This window comes from Inquilinus sp. KBS0705, assembly GCA_005938025.2.
In the GTDB taxonomy this organism is placed as follows: Bacteria; Bacteroidota; Bacteroidia; order Sphingobacteriales; family Sphingobacteriaceae; genus Mucilaginibacter.
In genome coordinates this window covers 2,088,708-2,110,083 of the sequence record VCCI02000001.1, presented here as the reverse complement: position 1 = coordinate 2,110,083, position 21,376 = coordinate 2,088,708, and the positions used below count along the sequence as shown (strand labels likewise).

The 21,376-nt window shown below is 42.4% G+C and carries 17 protein-coding genes; 10 read left to right on the top strand and 7 right to left on the bottom strand.

Annotated elements, in window-relative coordinates; all coding sequences use genetic code 11:
- Nucleotides 1-13: 13 nt before the first annotated feature.
- The 4 genes from FFF34_009240 to FFF34_009225 all read left to right on the top strand — a co-directional run bounded on the left by FFF34_009240 (nt 14) and on the right by FFF34_009225 (nt 6,904).
- Nucleotides 14-1,942: a mucoidy inhibitor MuiA family protein gene (locus FFF34_009240; protein TSD67556.1), complete on the top strand. Its 1,929-nt coding sequence runs from the start codon at nt 14-16 to the stop codon at nt 1,940-1,942.
- A 3-nt stretch (nt 1,943-1,945) separates the two neighbouring features.
- Nucleotides 1,946-3,457, top strand: a complete 1,512-nt coding sequence (locus FFF34_009235; GenBank protein TSD67555.1) for an NADH-quinone oxidoreductase subunit N — start codon at nt 1,946-1,948, stop codon at nt 3,455-3,457.
- Between the two features lie 85 nt (nt 3,458-3,542).
- Complete coding sequence (locus FFF34_009230) at nt 3,543-4,850, top strand: ammonium transporter (protein TSD67554.1); 1,308 nt, start codon at nt 3,543-3,545, stop codon at nt 4,848-4,850.
- 83 nt (nt 4,851-4,933) lie between these two features.
- A complete protein-coding gene (locus FFF34_009225; protein ID TSD67553.1) occupies nt 4,934-6,904 on the top strand; it encodes an amidohydrolase family protein in 1,971 nt (656 codons plus the stop codon).
- 50 nt (nt 6,905-6,954) lie between these two features.
- Here FFF34_009225 and FFF34_009220 read toward each other — a convergent pair whose 3' ends face one another.
- Nucleotides 6,955-7,743 carry a carbon-nitrogen hydrolase family protein gene (locus tag FFF34_009220; GenBank protein TSD67552.1) on the bottom strand — a complete coding sequence of 263 codons (789 nt, stop codon included), beginning with the start codon at nt 7,741-7,743 and terminating at the stop codon, nt 6,955-6,957.
- A gap of 229 nt (nt 7,744-7,972) precedes the next feature.
- On the opposite strand from FFF34_009220, the gene FFF34_009215 reads away from it, so the two are divergent.
- On the top strand, nt 7,973-9,880 hold the full coding sequence (locus FFF34_009215; protein TSD67551.1) for an amidophosphoribosyltransferase: 1,908 nt from the start codon (nt 7,973-7,975) through the stop codon (nt 9,878-9,880).
- A 77-nt stretch (nt 9,881-9,957) separates the two neighbouring features.
- Here FFF34_009215 and FFF34_009210 read toward each other — a convergent pair whose 3' ends face one another.
- A complete protein-coding gene (locus FFF34_009210) occupies nt 9,958-10,407 on the bottom strand; it encodes a hypothetical protein (protein TSD67550.1) in 450 nt (149 codons plus the stop codon).
- Between the two features lie 233 nt (nt 10,408-10,640).
- Here FFF34_009210 and FFF34_009205 point away from each other — a divergent pair, with 233 nt between their 5' ends.
- A complete protein-coding gene (locus tag FFF34_009205; protein TSD67549.1) occupies nt 10,641-11,624 on the top strand; it encodes a DUF2157 domain-containing protein in 984 nt (327 codons plus the stop codon).
- Entirely contained in the window at nt 11,621-12,784 is a 1,164-nt protein-coding gene (locus FFF34_009200; protein TSD67548.1) for a hypothetical protein, read from the top strand. The genes FFF34_009205 and FFF34_009200 overlap by 4 nt, the downstream gene beginning before the upstream one ends.
- Before the next feature lie 3 nt (nt 12,785-12,787).
- Here the strand turns inward: FFF34_009200 and FFF34_009195 are convergent, their stop codons facing one another.
- On the bottom strand, nt 12,788-13,444 hold the full coding sequence (locus tag FFF34_009195) for a LysE family translocator (GenBank protein ID TSD67547.1): 657 nt from the start codon (nt 13,442-13,444) through the stop codon (nt 12,788-12,790).
- 184 nt (nt 13,445-13,628) lie between these two features.
- On the opposite strand from FFF34_009195, the gene FFF34_009190 reads away from it, so the two are divergent.
- Both FFF34_009190 and FFF34_009185 read left to right on the top strand, forming a co-directional pair.
- Nucleotides 13,629-15,245, top strand: coding sequence for a sugar MFS transporter (locus FFF34_009190; GenBank protein TSD67546.1), 1,617 nt, complete (start codon nt 13,629-13,631; stop codon nt 15,243-15,245).
- 13 nt (nt 15,246-15,258) lie between these two features.
- A complete protein-coding gene (locus FFF34_009185) occupies nt 15,259-15,720 on the top strand; it encodes a dCMP deaminase family protein (protein ID TSD67545.1) in 462 nt (153 codons plus the stop codon).
- 73 nt (nt 15,721-15,793) lie between these two features.
- Here the strand turns inward: FFF34_009185 and FFF34_009180 are convergent, their stop codons facing one another.
- The gene (locus FFF34_009180; protein TSD67544.1) at nt 15,794-16,468 is read right to left on the bottom strand and encodes a (d)CMP kinase; all 675 of its coding nucleotides are present in this window, start codon (nt 16,466-16,468) and stop codon (nt 15,794-15,796) included.
- A gap of 95 nt (nt 16,469-16,563) precedes the next feature.
- Here FFF34_009180 and FFF34_009175 point away from each other — a divergent pair, with 95 nt between their 5' ends.
- Nucleotides 16,564-16,977 (top strand): aminoacyl-tRNA hydrolase, encoded by a 414-nt coding sequence (locus tag FFF34_009175; GenBank protein TSD67543.1) that lies wholly within the window; start codon nt 16,564-16,566, stop codon nt 16,975-16,977.
- Nucleotides 16,978-16,981: 4 nt separating this feature from the next.
- Here FFF34_009175 and FFF34_009170 read toward each other — a convergent pair whose 3' ends face one another.
- The 3 genes from FFF34_009170 to lon all read right to left on the bottom strand — a co-directional run bounded on the left by FFF34_009170 (nt 16,982) and on the right by lon (nt 21,132).
- A complete protein-coding gene (locus tag FFF34_009170) occupies nt 16,982-17,614 on the bottom strand; it encodes a hypothetical protein (protein TSD67542.1) in 633 nt (210 codons plus the stop codon).
- A 9-nt stretch (nt 17,615-17,623) separates the two neighbouring features.
- Entirely contained in the window at nt 17,624-18,580 is a 957-nt protein-coding gene (locus FFF34_009165) for a DUF2219 family protein (protein ID TSD67541.1), read from the bottom strand.
- A gap of 71 nt (nt 18,581-18,651) precedes the next feature.
- Complete coding sequence (gene lon, locus FFF34_009160) at nt 18,652-21,132, bottom strand: endopeptidase La (protein TSD67540.1); 2,481 nt, start codon at nt 21,130-21,132, stop codon at nt 18,652-18,654.
- Nucleotides 21,133-21,376: the final 244 nt, after the last annotated feature.

Sequence of the window (21,376 nt, the reverse complement as noted above, 5' to 3'; positions counted from 1 at the left end):
TTGCCGGTGGTTTATGGAAATGGCGACAGCCATGCATCCTGTAATAAAATTAACCACCATGACCAGATCTTTATTATTTGCAGTATGCCTTATCATGTGCATAAACGGTACCCTAAAAGCTGACGACAGCCAAAAAGTATCATCAAAAGTTGAAAAAGTAACTTTGTTTTTAAACGGCGCGCAGGTAACGCGCACCTCAACGGTAAGCATTGCACCGGGTACCAGTACGCTGGTATTCGAAAATATATCGCCGGGGCTTGATGTGCAAAGCATACAGGTAAAAGCCAATGGCGATTTTACTATACTATCGGTAAAACACGAACTTAATTACCTGAACGAGCAAGCTAAACAGGTCCGCATTAACGAGCTGCAGGCGCAGCAAAAGATATTGCGTGATAAGCAGTCGTTGTTGAATGCCTCACTTGCTATAAACCAGGAAGAATATAATATGCTGGTAAAAAACCAGGTAGTAGCCGGCCAAAACTCCGGGCTGGATATCCTTAAACTAAAACAAGCACTCGATTTTCAAACACAGCGACTTACTGATATTAAAAAGCGGGAGCAGACCATTAATAATCAAATTGCTGATTTGAATATTGAACTACAAAAATACGACAAACAAATAGCCGATATATTAAAAGGCAGCAGCACGGCCACCAGCAATATACTGGTAACGGTATCCTCAAAAATTACAACGCAATCGCAATTTGTGTTAACCTATTTGGTAAATAATGCCAGCTGGTACCCCACTTATGATATTAGAGCGAAGAACGTAAACAGCCCTATAACGATATCGTACAAAGCCAATGTAACCCAGCAAAGCGGCGAGGACTGGAAAAATATAAAACTTACGCTATCTACCGGCAACCCCTCAGTTAGTGGCGGCAAGCCGGAATTGACCCCATACTTTTTAAACTACGGGATGTATTACGCAGGGCAGCAAGGCTCCATTACCAAAGTTACCGGCCGTGTGTTTGACCCGGCTGATAATTCTGCAATTGTGGGCGTAAGTATACGTGTAAAAGGCACATCAATAGGTACACAGACAGATGCGGCGGGCAATTACTCTTTACAGGTACCAGCCGGTAACCCTATGCTGGAATACAGCTATATAGGTTATGAAAGCGTGGATCGTGCAGTTAACATGCCAGTAATGAATGTGGCTTTAAAGGTCGCTAACAATGCTTTAAATGAGGTGGTGGTAACCGGTTATTCTTCGGGATATTTAGAAGGACGTGCCGCAGGAGTTCAGGTTGATAAAGCAACTCAAGTAAGGTTACGTGGGAAATCTGAATTTAGTTCAACCCCTATTGAAGTTGCACAAACCGAAAACCAAACCAACGTGGAGTTTGCTATTGCCAACCCCTACACAGTACCCAGCGATGGCAAGCAGTACCTGGTAGAGATAAACGAAGTAAATACCAACGCGATTTACCAGTACTACGTAGCACCAAAGGTAAGTACCGATGTGTTCCTAACCGCCCGCATTACCGATTGGAATAAATACAATTTTCTTTCGGGCGAGGCTAATTTGTTTTTTGAGGGTACGTTCATCGGCAAATCGCTGATTGATACGCACGCCACTAACGATACGCTTAGCCTATCCTTAGGTACTGATAAAAACATTGTGGTTACCCGCACCCTGCAAAAGGATCTTACCGAGAAACAAACCTTCGGCTCAAATAAAAAGGATACCCGCGATTGGTTGATAACCGTTAAGAACCGGAAAAGCCAGGCTATAAACCTGTTAGTAGAAGACCAGATACCCGTAACCCTTAACTCGGATATTGAGGTAGAGGCTCAGGAGGTAAGCGGCGCGCAAACAGATAAAATTACTGGCAAAATTTCATGGAATTTAACATTAAATTCGCAGGCAGAAAAACAACTGCATTTGAAGTACCAGGTTAAATATCCTAAAAATCAATCAGTCATAGTTCAATAATAAATGAAGGATCTGTTCCCAAACATACCCAGCCAGTTAAATGATGTTTTAGGCAGCTTGCCCTACTTTGTGCCCGAGCTTTATTTGACCGCGTTGTTTATTGTGGTATTGGTAACAGATCTTTTATTTGGAAAAAACTCGGCCAAACTATGCCGTACCGTTGCCTATGCAGGTATGGCTATAGTAATGTTTAAGGATATTGAGCAATTGCCCCTGGTGGGCGGCAATGCCAACTTTTTATTCAATGGCATGCTGCTGCTGCATAAAACAGCTATTGTATTTAAGTTTATAATTGATTTGCTGGCAGTAGTGCTACTCATGTATTTTGCCTGGGACAACCGCCTTAAGGCCCATAAAAAAGGTTTGTCGGATTTATATACCATTGTGGTGGGTTCGGTTTTGGGTTTGCATTTAATGACCATGGCCGTTAACCTGCTATCTATTTACCTGGCTATCGAAATGGTATCCATCGCATCGTACCTGCTGGCATCATACCGCACCGAGAATGCTTTAAGCGCCGAGGCAGGTTTAAAGTACGTGCTGTTTGGCGCTGCTGCTTCGGCGGTAATGTTGTATGGTATATCGCTTATTTATGCTTACAGCGGCTCTTTAGATGTGCTGTCGCAGGATATGGCAAGTGGATTGGTACAGGCTAATACGCTGAGCGTATCGTTCGCGCTTACGCTGGTGTTTGTGGGTATAGGCTTTAAGCTATCGTTTGTGCCGGTACATTTTTATGTACCCGATGTTTATGAAGGTGCGGCCACCCCGGTTACGGCCTACCTGTCAACACTGCCCAAAATAGCTGCCTTTGCTTTAACGGTTAACTTTATGTCCATCTTCATATCGCCCAACGGCTTCTACGCCAACTGGAAAGGCTTTGATTTTGAGTTGGTATTGTCGGCTATTGGTATCGTTACCATGGTGGTGGGTAATTTTGCGGCGGTATGGCAAAACAATGTAAAGCGTATGCTGGCCTACTCGGGTATAGGGCATACGGGTTTCGCGCTAATGGCATTGGTTACCTTTACGCCGCAGGGCCTTTTGGCATTAAGCTATTATTTGTTGATGTATGGGCTGGCTAACATAGCGGCACTGGCACTGGCCAACTATTTTGAAAACACCGAAGGCATTACCGATGTACGCGACTACAAAGGCCTGGGCTTTAAATACCCGGTAGCTTCGGTAGCGTTTGTTATCGTATTGATATCCCTTACAGGTATACCGGTTAGCGCGGGTTTTACAGGTAAATTGTTTGTGTTTTCGGCAGTATACAGCATATATCAGCAAACACATAACGTTTGGTTAATGGCGCTAATGGCCACCGGTGCGCTAACTACGGTGGTAGGCTTATTCTATTATATCAAAATTCCGCTTAACCTGTTCCTTAAACGTACCGAACTGGTAGTAAGCGAGCATAAACGTTCCTTTACATTAGTTATTCTATCATCAATTATTGCGTTGCTATTAATTATTTTCGGCATATTCCCTAATTTGTTGATAAAGTACATGTAATTTGTAGTTTTTTTTACAATTTTCATTTTTAGTAGCATAAATTTTCTAAATTCAGGCCGTTTTAAATAAATGGTTTTAATTTGATATGAAACGTTACTTCCCTTTCTTCGTTATCCTGGTTATTTTAGCCCTCACGTTTATTTTTCCATCGGTTGAGTATGATAAATCGGTAAAGCCCGAATTTAATACAGGCGATATTGCATGGATGCTGATGTCTACCGCGCTGGTGCTGATAATGACACCTGGCCTTGCCTTCTTCTATGGCGGTATGGTAAACAAAAAGAACGTGATATCTACCATGCTGCAAAGCATTGTATGTATGGTTATCATTACGGTATTATGGGGTATATTTGGATTTAGCCTGGCCTTTGGCGATAGCATTGGTGGTATCATAGGCAACCCATCTACCTATTTTATGATGAAGGGTATGTTAGGTAACGCATCATGGAAACTGGCACCAACCATTCCCTTGCTGTTGTTTGCCATGTACCAGTTAAAGTTTGCCATTATTACCCCGGCGCTCATTACCGGCGCCTTTGCCGAGCGCATCCGTTTTAATTCATATATCATCTTTTTGGTGCTTTTTTCGGTATTCATATTTTCGCCGCTGGCACATGCCACCTGGCATCCCGATGGCGTTTTGGCCAAATTGGGTGTATTGGATTTTGCCGGGGGAACGGTTGTACATATGTCGGCAGGATGGGCGGCTCTTGCCTCTGCGCTGTATTTAAAACGCCGTAACGAGGCTAACCACTCGCCGGCACGCATTACTTATGTAATGATAGGTACGGGCTTGCTTTGGTTTGGATGGTTTGGTTTTAACGCGGGTTCGGCATTTGGTGCCAACCATTTGGCGGTAACCGCGCTGGCTACCAGCACAACGGCGTCGGCAGCAGCAGGCGTTACCTGGATATTTTTTGATATGCTACGCGGTCGTAAGCCATCGGCAATGGGTACCTGTATTGGTGCCGTGGTAGGTTTGGTGGCTATAACCCCGGCCGCAGGCTTTGTAACTGTTCCGCACTCGCTGGCTATTGGTATCATATCGGCGGTGGTGAGTAATTTGGTGGTTGAATGGCGCACCCGTACATCAATTGACGATACGCTGGATGTGTTCCCCTGCCATGGGGTAGGTGGTATGGTGGGTATGCTGCTAACCGGCGTATTTGCCAACCAGGCAGTAAACCCGGCCAATGTTACCGGCGACGGCTTATTTTTTGGCCATACCCATTTGTTTTTGATTCAATTGCTGGCTTTGGTGGCAACTTCTATATTCTCGTTCTTTGGTTCGTTGCTGTTATTAAAAGTAACCGATATGATATCGCCGCTGCGTGTATCGGCAGAAGATGAAATATTGGGGCTGGATATTAGCCAGCACGGGGAGAAGTTGTAAACCTTTTAAAGGAAAGCCCGGTAATGCCGGGCTTTTTTTATTTGCAATAGATTATATTTGGGTATCAACAACCCTTATCATCTATGAAAAAGCTTTTATCATCTGTTCCCTTGCTTTTAATAGTCATAGCCGCAACCGCGCAAAATAAACCCGACGAGGGTGGTGTGTTTTTGTTGCATAAGTTTGAGCAGCATATAGGTAAAGAAACCTACACCGTAGAGAATAATAAAGACGCCAAAAAGTATACAGTCGATTTTAAGTTTGTGGATAGGGGCAGCCCGGTGCCGCTAAAGGCCGAAATAAAGGTAAACCCCGCCGGTGACCCGCTGGAGCTGACCATTAAGGGGAACACTTCCAGGTTCTCTACAATAGATGAACATATCACCCTAAAAGGGAACACTGCAGAAATAAGGGTGGGCGATTCTACCTATCAAAAGGCTATCAGTGCGTTTACTTTTCCAATAGCGGGTTATTCGCCTGCTACGGTGCAGCAGTTGCTGTTGCAATATTGGAACAATAAAAAGCAACCAGCCAGAATTAACACCTTGCCTTATGGTGCTTTGCAAATTAAAAAGGACGGGATAGACCAACTGACTTTTAAAAATAAACCGATCACCTTTAACCGCTATCTCATCAGCGGATTGATATGGGGTAACGAGTTTGTATGGACGGATAATAACAACAGGTTGATATGTGTTTTAACCATTGATGCCGAGGGCGACAAAACCGAAATGATGCGTGAAGAATATGAGTCGTTGCTGCCCGAGCTGATCCATCGCGCGGCGGGCTACGGTATGGCGGCCTTTACTAAAAAAGCACCTATTGCTAAAGCCGCTAAAGGGATTGTAATTATTGGCGGTACTATTATTAATGTTGAGGATGGCACCAAAACGCACAATGGTTACCTATTAATAGAGGATGGTGTAATAAAACGCATGACCCAACCGGGGGAAGTCAACCTTAAATACAAACCACAGGTGATAGAGGCCGACGGCAAATACATATTGCCCGGCCTGTGGGATATGCACGCGCATTTTGAGCAAACCGAGTGGGGCCCTGCCTATTTAGCAGCAGGCGTAACCACCGTGCGCGATTGCGGTAACGAATTGGGTTTTATTGATGGTATACAAAAAGCGATAGATAGCGGAAAAGGCATTGGGCCTAAAATATTAATGGCTGGTATTATTGATGGTAAAGGCCCAACTGCCCTGGGTATTATACAGGCCGATACCAAAGAGGAGGCCATTAAAGCGGTTGATACTTATAAAGCCCGTGGTTTTGACCAAATAAAGGTGTACAGCTCGGTTAAACCGGATATTTTAAAGGCTATTTGCGACGAGGCCCACAAAGTAGGCTTTACAGTAACCGGCCATATACCCAATAAAATGACCTTACAGGCGGGGGTAGACTCGGGTATGAATATGGTGAACCATATACAATATGTGTACTCGATGATGAAACGGAATAAAGACCGGTCGGTGAATTTTGAGGACTCTACCACTATTGCAGCAATTAAATTTATTAAGGATCATCATACCGTTATCGACCCGACTATTGGGGTCTATGACCTATCGTACCGAAGCCTGAGCGAAGATGTAACTAAAATGGAGCCCGCGTTTTACACGCTGCCTTTACCGCTGCAAACACAGTTTAAAACTACGGGAGAGGACTCGGCCACAGCAGCCAGATTTAAGCCTTTATTAACAAGTATGAAGCATATTGTTAAGCTATTATACGATGCAGGTGTACCCGTAGTAGCCGGTACTGATATGGGTTTCCCGGGCTTTAGCGTTGCACGCGAGTTGGAACTGTATGTTGATGCAGGCCTTAGTCCTGCACAAGCCCTAAAAACAGGCACACTTATCCCGGCGCAGGTAATGGGTTTAGATAAAAAAACAGGCTCTATCGCTACCGGTAAAAATGCGGATATAATTATTGTAGATGGCAACCCGCTAACCAATATACGCAATGTGCGCAATGTTAAAGTAGTAATAAAAGGCGGCAAAGTTTACGGCCCGGGTACATTGCATAAAATGGTTGGGTTTAGTAAGTAGCGATGTGGCAGGCCTGTAGGCGAGTGGTTCGACAAATACTATTACTTCGTTTACTGATACAACCCTGCCTTAAATCGTTTTGCCAAAAAGCCGGTTGCCTTATTTAGGTCAATATCTGCTACTACAACTCCCGCCTGTCCGTAGGGCTGGTGGGCAATACATTTACCATCAGGCGATATAATGGATGATGTTGATTCCTGGTATTTGGTGGCATAACCTGCACTGGCAAAGTAAATGGTGTTTTCCATCGCGCGCATCATCATGGCTTTTTCGTAGTATGGGCTGTTTTTGTCGCCCCACTCAGTTATTTGTACACCTTCAAAATCGTTGCCGGTAAAATGCGGATGAAACACCACTTGTGCACCTTCGCGCGCTGCCCAGCGTACCGATTCGGGATAGCGGAAACCTTCATGGCAAATGGTAATGCCAAATTTTAAACCGTTCACTTCAAAAATATGGCGCTGGGTGCCGGGTATCCATATAATGTCTTCACTTGGGTCCAACTGATTTTTGGTTTGATAGCCTAATACCTCGCCGGTTTTTGATACAACATGCGCAATGTTCAGTAATTTATTGCCATCGTACCAGTCCATTGGTATAATAACGGCAATGGCATACGCGGCAGCAATTTCACAAACTTCAGCCAGGGCCGTTTCCATTTTTTCTGCCGAGCCCGCTTCGGGGGTGTAAGGCTTCATGGGGTAGCCGGGTAAAAAACTCTCAGGGAAACAAACAATTTCGGCACCCTGGTCCGCGGCATCTTTGGCCATGCTTTTTATTTGCGCTAAACCATTGTTAATAGATGTTGGGTAAACAGGGGAAGCCAGCGCTATTTTCATTTTTGTAGTTTTTAAGCGGTATCACCAAAGTTAGCACAAATGTTTAAATGTGATAGTGTTGGATATGTATCGCGTAATTAACTCTTTTAACTCGCAATTGGGGTTATTGCTTTATGTGATAAAGCGTTATTAAAATAAAAAATTAACGTTAATAAAAAGTACCAATTAATGACAATCGGTTTAAACACTATTCATTATAATTTATAACTTTGCGGGCTCATTACCAATCATGAGCGATCAGATTAAACATGAATGCGGTGTGGCATTTATCCGCCTTTTAAAGCCACTCTCTTTTTATCAGCAAAAGTACGGCACTGCGCTGTATGGTTTAAACAAGCTTTACCTTTTAATGGAAAAACAGCACAATCGCGGGCAAGATGGCGCGGGCGTTGCTACCATTAAACTGGATATAAAGCCGGGTAAACGATACATTAGCAGGCACCGATCGATGGCATCAAATGCCGTGGCTGATATATTCGAGTATATCCAGAAAAAATTTGCGGAGATACAAAAGGAAACGCCAGAGAAAATGGCCGATACCGAATGGCTCAAAGAGCACGTAAGCTTTACCGGCGAAGTGTTATTGGGCCATTTGCGTTATGGTACTCATGGTAAAAACAGCATCGAAAGCTGCCACCCTTTTCTGCGCCAAAACAACTGGATGACCCGAAACCTGGTTATTGCCGGTAACTTTAACATGACCAATGTTGACGAACTGCTGCAACAATTGTACGACCTTGGCCAGCACCCCAAAGAGCAAGCCGATACCATTACAGTGCTGGAAAAAATAGGGCACTTTATTGATACCGAAAACCAGGGCTTATTTGACCAGTACAAACGCGAAGGGCTTGACGATAACATGGAGATCAGTAAAATGATAGCCAATGATATGGATGTTGCCAAAATTTTGCGTAAAAGTGCTAAAAACTGGGATGGTGGTTACACCATAGCCGGTATACTCGGCCACGGCGACGCCTTTGTAATGCGCGACCCTGTAGGCATACGCCCGGCTTATTATTATTATAACGACGAGATTGTAGTTGCCGCCAGCGAACGCCCGGCCATACAAACCGCCTTTAACATCCCTATTGACCAGATACGCGAAATTAAACCCGGCCATGCGCTTATTGTTAAAAAGAACGGTAAGATAACCGAGGATATGTTTAGCGAACCGAAAGAGAAAAAAGCATGCTCGTTTGAGCGTATTTACTTCTCTCGCGGCAGCGATGCATCTATCTATCGCGAACGTAAGCAACTGGGCCGCCTGCTTTGCCCGCAAATATTAGGCGCGGTTGATAATGATATTAAAAACACCGTGTTCTCATACATACCAAATACTGCCGAGGTAGCCTTTTATGGCATGGTAGAAGGGGTACATAAATACATTAAACAATACCAGCGCGACAGGCTGCTTAACCGCGAAGATAAGATAAGCGAAGAAGAACTGACCGAAGTGCTGGCACTTGCCCCACGGGTAGAAAAAATTGCCATTAAAGATGTTAAACTGCGCACATTTATAACCCAGGACGCTGACCGCAGCGAAATGGTAGCCCATGTTTACGATACTACTTATGGTTTAATCAAGAATGATACCGACACTTTAGTTGTATTAGACGATTCGATAGTGCGTGGTACTACCTTAAAGCAAAGCATCCTGAAGATATTAGACCGTTTAGGCCCTAAAAAGGTAGTGGTGGTATCATCAGCACCGCAAATACGCTATCCGGATTGCTACGGCATTGACATGTCGCGCATGGGTGAGTTTGTTGCTTTTGAGGCAGCCATAAGCTTATTAAAAGAACAAGGTAAAGAAAGCATTATTAATGATGTTTACCTTAAGTGTAAAGAAAGTTCGAAATTGCCTAAGGAAGAAGTGGTGAACTACGTAAAAGCTATTTACGAGCCATTTACCGATCAGGAGATATCTGACCGTATTGCAAAAATTATTACACCAAAAAATATTACAGCCAAGGTGCATGTGCTTTATCAAACTTTAGATAACCTGCACAAAGCATGCCCCGACCATACCGGCGACTGGTACTTTAGCGGCGATTACCCAACCCCTGGTGGTAACAAAGTAGTAAACCGCGCCTTTGTTAACTGGATGGAAGGTAAAAACCAAAGGGCATACATGTAATTTGGAGTTATAGCTAAAACGAAAAAAGCGAAAGGTATCAACCTTTCGCTTTTTTCATTTATATCTTTTGCCATCATCTACACGCCAAACTGCTGCAAATGATGGTCCAGGTGTTTGTAAAGGAGTTTATCCCACTCGTGTGTGGTTAAGTGCCCAAAAAAAGGATGCGTTTTTTTGGTAATACCTTCAGGCCCGTCTATTGCAATGCGGCGTATATAATTGGTTAGCTTACCTTTCTCAAAGTTAAAGTCTCTTTCGTGTTTCATACGTGCTTGTTTAAAGGTGGGTAGGTTTTTGCCAAATGGGGCATCGCCCATTAGTTTCTTTTTGGCCATCCCGCCAAATAAATAGCCCAGCAGGTTACGTTTTAGGGTAAGTTCTTCAAAGGCGATTTGTATGGGTACCTGGCAATGTGCCAGCATTTGCGAAACGCTCATTTTACCCCAAAGGCCCGGTGTCGACGCATTTAATTTGTCTATACGGCTAATAAGTTCCAGGTTGTCCTGGTCGTTATATAAGCTTTTCATTATGATTAATTTAGGTATCTAAATATATGGAAATATATTAATAGATAATTAAATGTATTTCGATATTTTTCGTCTTAAATTAAATGAAAAAATCCAAAGAAAACCAGCGCGAAAACTGCATACAGGCACAACAGAATGGGCTAGCAGTAAGCCCATAACCTTCAGCTTGCAAATCACTTACTATTATTCAATAATGTTTAGTATACTTGATAAGCCTTCAAATAACCGCTTACATGACCGATACCCTCTACGATACGCTGCATGCCGAAGGACTCATTAGCGATGAGTCGTTAGATAAGGTTATCAAGCAGCAACAAAAGCCGATCCTGTTTTCGGTACATTGGGAAATTAAAACCTTGCTTTATGTAGGTGTATTAACCTTAACTACAGGTTTAGGTATATTGGTTTACGAAAATATAGAAACAATAGGGCACCAGTTTGTTTTAGGCCTTATCGCGCTTATTTGCGCGGGTTGTTTTGCTTATGGCTTTAAAAATGCAACTCCATTTACGCCTGATAAGGTTAAAGTAACTAATGCTTTTTTTGATTACATTATTTTATTAGGCAGTATCAGCATGCTTATTTTTGTGGGCTACCTGCAGTTTGAATATAAGGTGTTTGGTACCAACTACGGTTTGGCAACGCTAATACCCATGCTGGTGCTGTTTTTTATAGCTTATTACTTTGATCATATCGGCATATTAAATATGGCCATTGCTAATCTTGCGGTTTGGATGGGTGTATCGGTAACGCCTAAGGCGCTGTTGCTTAACAGTAATTTTGATAGCCAAACCATTGTGTATACCTACCTGGTTTTAGGGTTGATGCTGCTTGGGGCGGCCTTGTTAACACAGCGTTACGCATTTAAAAAGCACTTCAAATTCAGTTATCAGCATTATGGTTTGCATGTAACCTATATATCGCTGTTGGCAGGTTATTTTAACTATTATGAGTCATGGCTTGCTGCTATATGGATGCTGGGCATTGTAGCATTATCGCTGGTGATGTATAGCGATGCTTTTAAAAATAGATCGTTTTACTTTTTATTACTGGTGGTGTTATACAGTTATATTGCTTTAAGTTGTGTAATTATACGGTTGTTGTCGCTTGGGGAAAATGAGGGTTTAATATCTTTTATCTTCCTTTATTTCATAGCATCGGGCATTGGCTTTATATGTTTCCTTATTAATATCAACAAAAAATTAAAGTCGGCATGATCATATATAACAAAACGTGGCTGGCTAATCTGCGCTTGCAAAACCAGGTAAAAAAGGATGTTGAAAAAGGCAACGTAGCAGCGGATGAGTTCAAAGCTATCGCCCAACAATATCCCGTAGGGTTTTATACCCCGCACTTAATGATACGCGTAGGCCTGTTTATATTAACCTGTGTTATCGTATCCTTTGCCGATAGTTTTATCACCTTATTTCTTTATCAAACACATGTAGCTACAGGTGCTGTATGGTTTATTTGCCTGGGTGTGTTAACCTATGTGGGGTTAGAAGTTGTTGTTAAGAATAATTTCCATTACCGCTCGGGTGTTGATGATGCCTTACTGATCATAGCAGGGGGGCAGTTTGCGGGCGGCGTTGCTGTGCTGGCTTTTGCAGGCGGTATAGATAGTTTTATATTATTATCGTGGTTTGTTTTTATGATAGCGGCTTATTTAACCCTGCGCTGTGCAGATATGTTTGCAGCTACCATTGCATGCCTCGCATTTTTTGCCTTCGTGTTTTTTGTTTGGACAAAATATATACCCGCCGGTTTATCTACCGCGCCATTTGTCATGATGGGGGTATCGGCCTTGGTTTACTGGCTGGCACATAAATATAATCAACATATCAATGTCGTTAATTATGCCAATTGCCTGATAATATTGCAAGTGCTTAGCTTGTTGGCCCTGTATGCATCGGGTAATTACTATGTAATACAAACCCTAAGTACCGATATGGCAGGGCGGACCGGCCCGGTACCGTTTGGTACTGTATTTTGGGTGTGGACGATAGCCATGCCTTTTGTATACATTGGCTTGGGTATACGTAAAAAAGATGTTGTGCTGCTGCGCAGCGGGCTTGTACTTATTGCTTTTGCTGCTATTACCTTCCGCAATTATTACCACATACTGCCGGTTGATATCAGCTTGTGTATAATTGGCGCAGTAGTATTAGGTATGGTGTATGGGGTAAATAAATATCTTAAAACGCCCAAACACGGTTTTACTACTGACGAACCCGACGATGTGAATTTGATGGACAACTTGCGGGTAGAATCGTTAATTGTAGCCGAAACGTTTTCGCATGCACCCGCTGCGCCTGCTGATGGATCAAAGTTTGGGGGTGGCAGTTTTGGGGGCGGGGGCTCTACCGGCGAATTTTGAGGCTTAGGTAACCGCCGGCGCGTCGAATATAAAATGGGTAACCAACCTGTCCATAAGCACCAGTGAGGCTATAATAAGCGCGATACCCGCAACTTCGTTAAGGCGGTGAACAAGCTTTACAGATATTTTATCGCGAAGTTTATTGGCGTAAAAAGCTTTGGTAGCATCAAGCCCAAATTGTACAATAAGGATGGTAGCAAACATAACGGCTATTTTTATAGAGCGGTTATGCACACCTGCATGGTAAACGGTACTGGCGGCGCCGATAACTACCGTCCAGTGAAACAGGATGGTAGGGTTAAAAATGCACATCACAAATCCCTTAAAAAAGTAACCGGCATGGTTAATTTTATTGGGGATAACATTTTTGTAATTAACATCGGCTTTTTTAAATATGTAATATATGCCAATGGTAAATAATACAAGGCTGCCAACTATACCGGCAACTGTTTTATCATGTGCCGAAACATCAAAGTATTGCGAGCCGAAAAGGATAGCGCCTACAAAAACCATGTCGCTGGTTACTACTCCAAGGGCCAGTGATACACCTGCATGAAAACCTTTCTCAATACTGGTTTTTATTAATGCGAAAAAGACGGGGCCTGTTATAAATGTTAGCACTAATCCAAATCCAAATCCCGATATAATGGCTTCTATCATTAAGTAAAGCTTATGTCCTGGTTATACACTAAGGTAAAAGGCAGGACGAATATGCAATTTTTATCTGTTAAACACCAAAAGTTAAGATGTGATTTATATTTTGAAAAAATTATGGGCATAATTATAAAATTTAATTTAAGTTTAGTGTTTCAAACACACCAATCGTAAATAAACCTGATTAATAATGGAACAAAACAATACTAAAAGCTATGGCTCAGCATTATATACGCTGGCTACAGTGTTTTTCTTTTGGGGCTTTTTAGCCGCTTCTAACGGTATTTTCATACCATTTTGTAAAGCGCATTTCAGCTTAACGCAATTTGAGTCGCAATTGATCGATTTTACTTTTTACGGCGGATATTTTATAGGCTCACTTATTCTTTATTTTGCTTCGGCTATCAGCCGTGTAGATATCCTTAACAAATTGGGGTATAAGAATGGTATTATCATAGGTTTAGTTATTTCGGCGGTGGGCGCTTTAATAATGGTACCTGCAATTAACTCGGGTTCTTTCGCGCTTATTTTGGCTACGTTTTTTATTATAGCGTTAGGCTTTTCGCTACAACAAACCGCTGCCAACCCCTTTGTGGTTGCATTGGGCACGCCCGAAACGGGCTCTAACCGCTTAAACTTTACAGGTGGTGTAAACAACTTCGGTAGCATTATGGGCCCGGTAGTAGTAAGTATTGTACTATTCGGATCGGCCAGTAAGCTAATTAAGCCAGAAGATGTACAGATATCATCAGTCAATAACCTGTATTATATATTAGCCGGGTTATTTATAGCAGTAGCTATATTCTTTTGGGTATCTAAACTACCAAGCGTAACCAGCGACGAGAAAATAGAACCAAGCAGCAAAGCAAACCTGCCATTAGGTATTATATTCATCGCCTTTTTATTGATTTTGGCAGCCGGCCCGCTTAGCGAGTACACACACGTAGCCAAATCGTTATTTGTGTATGCATCGTTGTTTATAATACTGGTTACGCTTATCGGTTCTGTTTCGGCAGCCGGGGGTAGCACTAATAAATCTGGCTGGGGCGCTATGCAGTATCCGCAATTGGTTTATGGTATGATAGCCATTTTTACCTATGTGGGTACCGAAGTTACCATACAAAGTAACATGGGTGCTTTGTTAGAAACCGCTGCTTTTGGTGGATACAAAGCATCGGAGATAGCACCATTTATATCGCTTTATTGGGGCAGTTTAATGATAGGCCGCTGGACAGGAGCCATTGGCGCGTTTAACCTTTCAAAAACAACTAAAATACTTTTAACAGTAGTTGTGCCTTTTGTAGCATTTGGTGTAGTGTTAGGTGTAAATCATTTAAGCGGTACTAATGTTACCAACCTTTACCCTTATGCAATTTGCGTAGTAATATTGATAGTTGGTTTCTTATACGGCCAGCAAAAACCTATCCGCACATTAGCAGTGTTTGGCATTTTAGGTGTGATATTTATGATAATTGGTTTAATGACAACCGGCATAATTGCTGTATTCGCGTTTATTAGCGGTGGCTTATGCTGTTCAATTATGTGGCCTTCTATATTTTCGCTGTCTGTTACGGGTTTAGGTAAATATACCAGCCAAGGCTCGGCATTCTTGATTATGATGATATTAGGCGGGTCTATTATTCCACCGGTACAAGGCATCCTTGCCGATACCAGTGGTATTCACTTGTCATACATCGTACCGGTAATTGGCTTTGCTTACCTTGCATTTTTTGCATGGAAAGCGGGTGCTATATTACGTAAACAGGGTATTGATATCGACCACGTAGAGGTATCAGGAGGGCACTAATCTCCACTCATATATGGATAAACCATCGTTCGAACATATTTTTATGAACCTGGCAACCGACCTGGCCCAACGCTCGCACTGCGTTAAGGCCCAGGTCGGTGCCGTTTTAGCTAAAGACACCCGCATTATATCTATAGGATATAACGGCCCCCCCGCAGGTACGCATAACTGCGACGAGGAGTGGCCCGACACAGGTTGTGCCCGCGACTCGAAAGGCAGCTGCTCGCTTGCACTGCATGCCGAAGAGAATGCTATACTGTATGCGGTGAAGAATGGCGCTAACTTAGAGGGCGCTACCTTATATACCACGCTGTCGCCATGCCTGCCATGTGCCAGGCTGATATTTTCGGCGGGGATAAAGCATGTTTATTACGATAAATCGTACGCTAAATATAAAGGCATACCCAGCGATGAAGGTGTTGATTTTTTAAACCGGTTTGGTGTAAAGGCCGAACAAATGCCGGAAGGGGAGTAGAAATAAGAGTCAAGAAGTAAGAGTCAAGAGTCAAGAATACGAAACTGCCTCTGCAGCTGCTACCGCCACTTATCTACTTTTTCAGCTTCTCTACCTTATCCAAAGCAAACTGCAGCTGCTCATCGGGGGTTAGGTTGGTATTATCCAGTACAATGGCATCCTTAGCCCTTACCAGCGGACTTTCCTCTCGGGTGGTATCTGCATAGTCGCGGTGGGCAAGGTTCTCAAATACCTCTTCTAAGGTTATGTTAGGGTTTTTAGGGCTTATCTCTTTAAAGCGGCGTTCGGCGCGCACTTTGGGGTCGGCAGTCATAAATATTTTAACCGGTGCATGCGGGAACACTGCCGTGCCAATATCCCTGCCATCCATTACAATATTTTTTGACTGGCCCATACGCTGTTGTTGTTTCACCATTTCGCGGCGCACCTCTTTAAGGGCCGATACCTCACTCACCTTTTCAGATACAGGCATCTGGCGTATCTCTTCAGATACTTCTTCGCCGTTTAGGGTAATATGGGTTTCGTAATCGCGCGAGTGGAAATTAAGATGGATGTCTTGCAAAGCCTGCTCTATGCGGGCATGGTCATGCACATCAATATTGTTTCTTAAAAAATATAGGGCAACAGCGCGATACATGGCGCCACTATCAACATATATATAATGCAGCTTTTTAGCCAATGCTTTGGCCAGCGTGCTTTTGCCACATGATGAATAGCCGTCAATAGCTACTATAATATTATTGGTCATCGGTTAGCGAAGTTACGACTTTTGGCGTTTACCTAAGCTGCCTTACAAATTTTTGTTTAACCCCATATAAGCAACTAATAACTAAATTTGCAGCCATGAACTTAAATAAGGCCGACCTGCAAAAAGAAATATCGTACAAAACATCGCGTAGCGGGGGCAAGGGCGGGCAAAACGTGAATAAGGTAGCTACCAAGGTTGAACTGCTTTTTGATATAAATATCTCAGCTTTATTTACCGATGAGGAGAAACTGCTATTAAGCCAAAAGCTGCAAAGCCGTTTTAATAAAGATGGCCTGGTACAAGTAATATGCGACGAAGAACGCAGCCAGTTTTTAAATAAAGAAATAGCATTGGAGCGATTGATCGTACTACTAACAAATGCCCTAATAATACCCAAAACGCGTAAAAAGTTAAAAGTAAGTAAGGCTGCTAAACTTGCGCGCTTAGGCAATAAAAAATTACAAGCAGACAAGAAAGAAAGCCGTAAACGAAACTTTGATATTAATTAAGTGGCTATTTATTTTCAAAGGTGTAATCAGTAATCATAGTAATCTTTACTAATCTATTGTTCTTGAAGTAATAATAGTGCTTAATACCATCTACAACTGATATCAACTTTATAATATTAGTTGGAATTAAAGGCGGCTTATTAAAAAAAACATTAAAGAAATATTCTTTTGATATCCCAATTTCAATCTTATTCTTCAAATGAAAGTTGTTGTCATTTATATCGGCTGATACTATCTGTTGCCGATTTTGCTCTATGTCATAAAAAAGCTTCATCCTACTCTTTGATGTTTCTATTTCAGTTAAACCTGTAGTATCGCCGCCAGCAGAACTTAACCGTATATTTTTTAAAGTCGAGTTTGTGACCTGTTTTATGATAGCATTAACATCAGCATGTTTGCCAAAAGGATAGTATAAGTAATCCACACCTGATATTAACTTGAGCGTATCGTGATTGAAAAGAATCTCATAAAAATCGTTAGGTTGCCTGAGTGTCTTTTCTAACATCTTTCTTAACGATGATGTATCATTAAGTGTAGTCCTTTGAGAAGTTATAACAGTTAAGCCTTTGTCACTTTGGGTTTTGGGCTTACAGGATGCAAAATAAAATAAAACCGCTATTGCAACAAGGCATTTCATGAAGTGATATTAATTAAAGCGGTAAATTAAAGTAGCCGATCCCCATTGCTGCGAACGTACCATCTGCTTTACTTCCTTACTTCTGAATATTACCGAAAAATCAAAAATAAAGCGGCCGCCGGTGTAGTTTACGCCTAAATCGTTACTTAGTACAAAGGGTTTTTTATCCAAAACTATCTCCTGCGTGCCAGGTTCGGGGTGGTCTTTAAACATACTGCCTTGTATGGTGGCATCATAGGCTACTAAATTCGCCTGCGGCTTATAGTAAAAAAAGAATTCGTGGTTATGTAAAGGCGAGGCCACAGTGTTTTTTGAGGCTGTACTTTGTGTACTTGCGGAGTGAAACAACTGGTTAAAGTTGCCTAAGCGCAACATAGGGCCCAAGCCTGCACCGGTAAAGCCGTTACCCAGGTTGGCATAGCTTGTAAATGTAACATCGGCCCAATCGCCCCGGGTTAGTAGTTTATTGTACTCGGCAGACAGGTTTAGCTCGGCATCATTACGTATCTGATACTGCCAAGCGGTAAGTTTATAAAAACCGAATGTATTGTGTATGAAATTTTGGATAGGTTCGCCGCCTGCCGCCGGGCCAACCACACCTAACTTAGCACTTAACTTGAGGTTGCTTTCGTTTTTGTACAGCAAGTTTAACGATGCCCCTGCATAAAGGTAGCCAGCAAATGGCCTGTCTAAGTAGGTAACATCAGGTATGCCGCCCGATTGCGCGTTGTATATTTTTTGCCCGGCTTCAAAACCTAACACCTTATTAGCCAAACTCTCGTTTTTGCCGGCATCCAAAGCATGGCGATAGTAGATATATATACCGTTAGTGTAATACCTGTCAGACCCCTGCGCCAGGAACGAGTCATTGTCTGATTGTATACCAATTTCGCTGCTGTGGGTTTGTGCAAAGGTGCTTATGCTTGTAAAAAGGCAAACGGCTAATACAAAAAATTTATTCTTCATCAGGGTTATTAAAGGTAGGGCTAAAATAAAAAAAGCCCCGTTAATGCGGGGCTTTTTAATAATTATATTTCTTAATTCAAAACCGGCTTGGTTGTTTCTTTTTCTTTAACGGTAAGGTCGAGCGGGTTGCTTACCTTTTCATTTAATAAGGCCAATCCAATTACCTCGCCCATATCGGTTACGTAATGGAATTTAAGGTCTTTTATATAATCTTCTTTAATCTCCTGTATATCTTTTTGGTTTGATTTGCACAGGATGATCTCTTTAATATTAGCGCGTTTTGCAGCTAATATTTTTTCTTTGATACCACCTACAGGCAATACACGGCCGCGCAGGGTTATCTCGCCCGTCATGGCTAAATTTGGTTTTATCTTACGTTGTGTAAATGCCGATACCAACGCGGTAAGCATAGTAACACCTGCCGATGGTCCATCCTTAGGAGTGGCGCCTGCCGGTACGTGCACATGCACATCCCATTGTTCAAACAGTTTTGGATCAATATTAAAATCGCCGGCATGCGCGCGCAAATAAGCTAACGCGATAGTTACCGATTCCTTCATAACATCACCCAGGCTACCTGTTAAGGTTAGTTTGCCATTACCGGGGCTTAGGCTGGCTTCTATAAATAATATATCGCCACCAACTGATGTCCAGGCAAGGCCGGTTACAACGCCTGCAATGTCGTTATTTTCGTATAGGTCTTTGTCGTAAACAGGGGCGCCTAATATCTTCTCTACTTCTTTTTTATTTACCTGCGGGTTGTATGGCTCTTCCATAGCGATGTTTTTAGCAACACCACGTATTACCGAACCTATTCTTTTCTCTAAAGCACGCACACCCGATTCGCGGGTGTAATCCTCTATAAGCTTTTCAACCACCTCATTCTTTATCACCACATCTTTGGCAGTTAAGCCATGTGCTTCGCGTTGTTTTGGCACCAGGTGGCGTTTGGCTATCTCTATCTTTTCTTCGATAGTGTAACCGTTTACTTCTATGATCTCCATCCTGTCTAACAGGGCTGGTTGTATACTGCTTAACGAGTTTGCGGTAGCGATGAACATTACGTTAGACAGGTCGAAATCCATCTCTACGTAGTTATCGTAAAAAGTGCTATTCTGTTCAGGGTCCAACACCTCTAAAAGCGCCGACGATGGGTCGCCTCTAAAATCAGTGCTTACTTTATCTATCTCATCTAAAATAAATACCGGGTTTGCAGCGCCTGCTTTTTTAATAGATTGTATGATACGGCCCGGCATAGCACCTATATAAGTTTTACGGTGGCCACGAATTTCGGCCTCGTCACGTACGCCACCCAGTGCCATACGTACATACTTACGGCCCAAAGCTTTGGCAATGGATTTACCTAACGATGTTTTACCAACACCCGGAGGGCCAACCAGGCAAAGTATAGGGGCTTTCATATTGTGCTTTAGTTTAAGCACTGCCAAATATTCTATAATGCGTTGTTTTACCTTATCCAAGCCAAAGTGGTCTTTATCTAAAACTTTGCTGGCGCGCTTAAGGTCGAAGTTGTCTTTGGTAAACTCGTTCCATGGCAAGTCAAGCAATAGCTCTAAATAATTTATCTGAACCGAGTAATCTGCAGCGGCGGGGTTGGTGCGGGAAAGTTTTTCAAGCTCTTTGGCAAAATGGCCTTTAACTTCCTTGCTCCAATTCTTTTTAATGGCTCGCTGGCGCAGATTGTCTATCTCAAGGTCGGGCGATGTGCCGCCCAATTCTTCCTGTATGGTTTTAAGCTGCTGATTTAAAAAGTAATCGCGTTGCTGCTTATCCAGATCTACACGTACTTTGGTTTGTATCTGGTTTTTAAGCTCCAGCATTTGCAGGTCGAGCGTTAGATGCTCCAGCACCATGTTTATCCTGTCGCGCAGGCTGGCGGTTTGTAATAATGCCTGCTTGGCCGCCATATCGGCATTCATGTTTGACGATATGAAGTTGATCAGGAAAGAGGTGCTTTCGATATTACGAATGGCAATACCTGCTTCGCTTGGTATATTTGGCGATAGCTGTATAATATTCATGGCCATGTCTTTAACAGACGATACCATGGCTTTAAACTCTTTATCCTCTTTGGCTTTTATCTCTTTAAAAGGTTCAATACTGGCCTTAATGTAAGGCTCGGTTTGCACCTCCTCCTTTAATACAAAACGTTTTTTACCCTGCAAAATAACGGTGGTGTTACCATCGGGCATTTGCAGCATTTTTATAATAAGTGCTATTGTGCCAACATTGTGTAACTGGTTAAAGGTAGGGTCCTCTATACTTACATCCTGTTGTGCAACAACCCCGATAAGGCGCTTGCCTTTGTTAGCGTCGCGTATTAATTTGATAGATTTATCGCGCCCTACAGTAATTGGTATCACTACGCCCGGAAACAATACCGTATTGCGTAGCGGAAGTATAGAAATTATATCTGGTACCTGCTCGTTATTCATTTCCTCCTCATCCTCTGATGACATTAGGGGGAAAAACTCGGAATCTTCGTTTATAGAAGGCATCGTATTTTTAAAATCGAATGGATCAAAACTCATTAATTACCTATTATGTATAATAATCAAACGTCATATTGTCAGCAGACAATAACTTCCGGTCTTCAAATACAGGTTAACTATTATTAATTATTTATATAAATATACCGTTTCAAGAGCTGTGCCAATATTCTTAATAACTATATGGTAATTACGAATGGTCTGTAACTATTTGATTACAAGATACTTGTATGAGTTAAAATAAATTAACTTTATTTTAACTCAATTATCGAAAAGTGGAAATAAA

Bases quoted from the DNA above. Each gene is read 5' to 3' on its own strand.
- FFF34_009240 (TSD67556.1), top strand. From the start codon at position 14: ATGGAAATGGCGACAGCCATGCATCCTGTAATAAAATTAACCACCATG.
- FFF34_009235 (TSD67555.1), top strand. From the start codon at position 1,946: ATGAAGGATCTGTTCCCAAACATACCCAGCCAGTTAAATGATGTTTTA.
- FFF34_009230 (TSD67554.1), top strand. From the start codon at position 3,543: ATGAAACGTTACTTCCCTTTCTTCGTTATCCTGGTTATTTTAGCCCTC.
- FFF34_009225 (TSD67553.1), top strand. From the start codon at position 4,934: ATGAAAAAGCTTTTATCATCTGTTCCCTTGCTTTTAATAGTCATAGCC.
- FFF34_009220 (TSD67552.1), bottom strand. From the start codon at position 7,743: ATGAAAATAGCGCTGGCTTCCCCTGTTTACCCAACATCTATTAACAAT.
- FFF34_009215 (TSD67551.1), top strand. From the start codon at position 7,973: ATGAGCGATCAGATTAAACATGAATGCGGTGTGGCATTTATCCGCCTT.
- FFF34_009210 (TSD67550.1), bottom strand. From the start codon at position 10,407: ATGAAAAGCTTATATAACGACCAGGACAACCTGGAACTTATTAGCCGT.
- FFF34_009205 (TSD67549.1), top strand. From the start codon at position 10,641: ATGACCGATACCCTCTACGATACGCTGCATGCCGAAGGACTCATTAGC.
- FFF34_009200 (TSD67548.1), top strand. From the start codon at position 11,621: ATGATCATATATAACAAAACGTGGCTGGCTAATCTGCGCTTGCAAAAC.
- FFF34_009195 (TSD67547.1), bottom strand. From the start codon at position 13,444: ATGATAGAAGCCATTATATCGGGATTTGGATTTGGATTAGTGCTAACA.
- FFF34_009190 (TSD67546.1), top strand. From the start codon at position 13,629: ATGGAACAAAACAATACTAAAAGCTATGGCTCAGCATTATATACGCTG.
- FFF34_009185 (TSD67545.1), top strand. From the start codon at position 15,259: ATGGATAAACCATCGTTCGAACATATTTTTATGAACCTGGCAACCGAC.
- FFF34_009180 (TSD67544.1), bottom strand. From the start codon at position 16,468: ATGACCAATAATATTATAGTAGCTATTGACGGCTATTCATCATGTGGC.
- FFF34_009175 (TSD67543.1), top strand. From the start codon at position 16,564: ATGAACTTAAATAAGGCCGACCTGCAAAAAGAAATATCGTACAAAACA.
- FFF34_009170 (TSD67542.1), bottom strand. From the start codon at position 17,614: ATGAAATGCCTTGTTGCAATAGCGGTTTTATTTTATTTTGCATCCTGT.
- FFF34_009165 (TSD67541.1), bottom strand. From the start codon at position 18,580: ATGAAGAATAAATTTTTTGTATTAGCCGTTTGCCTTTTTACAAGCATA.
- lon (TSD67540.1), bottom strand. From the start codon at position 21,132: ATGAGTTTTGATCCATTCGATTTTAAAAATACGATGCCTTCTATAAAC.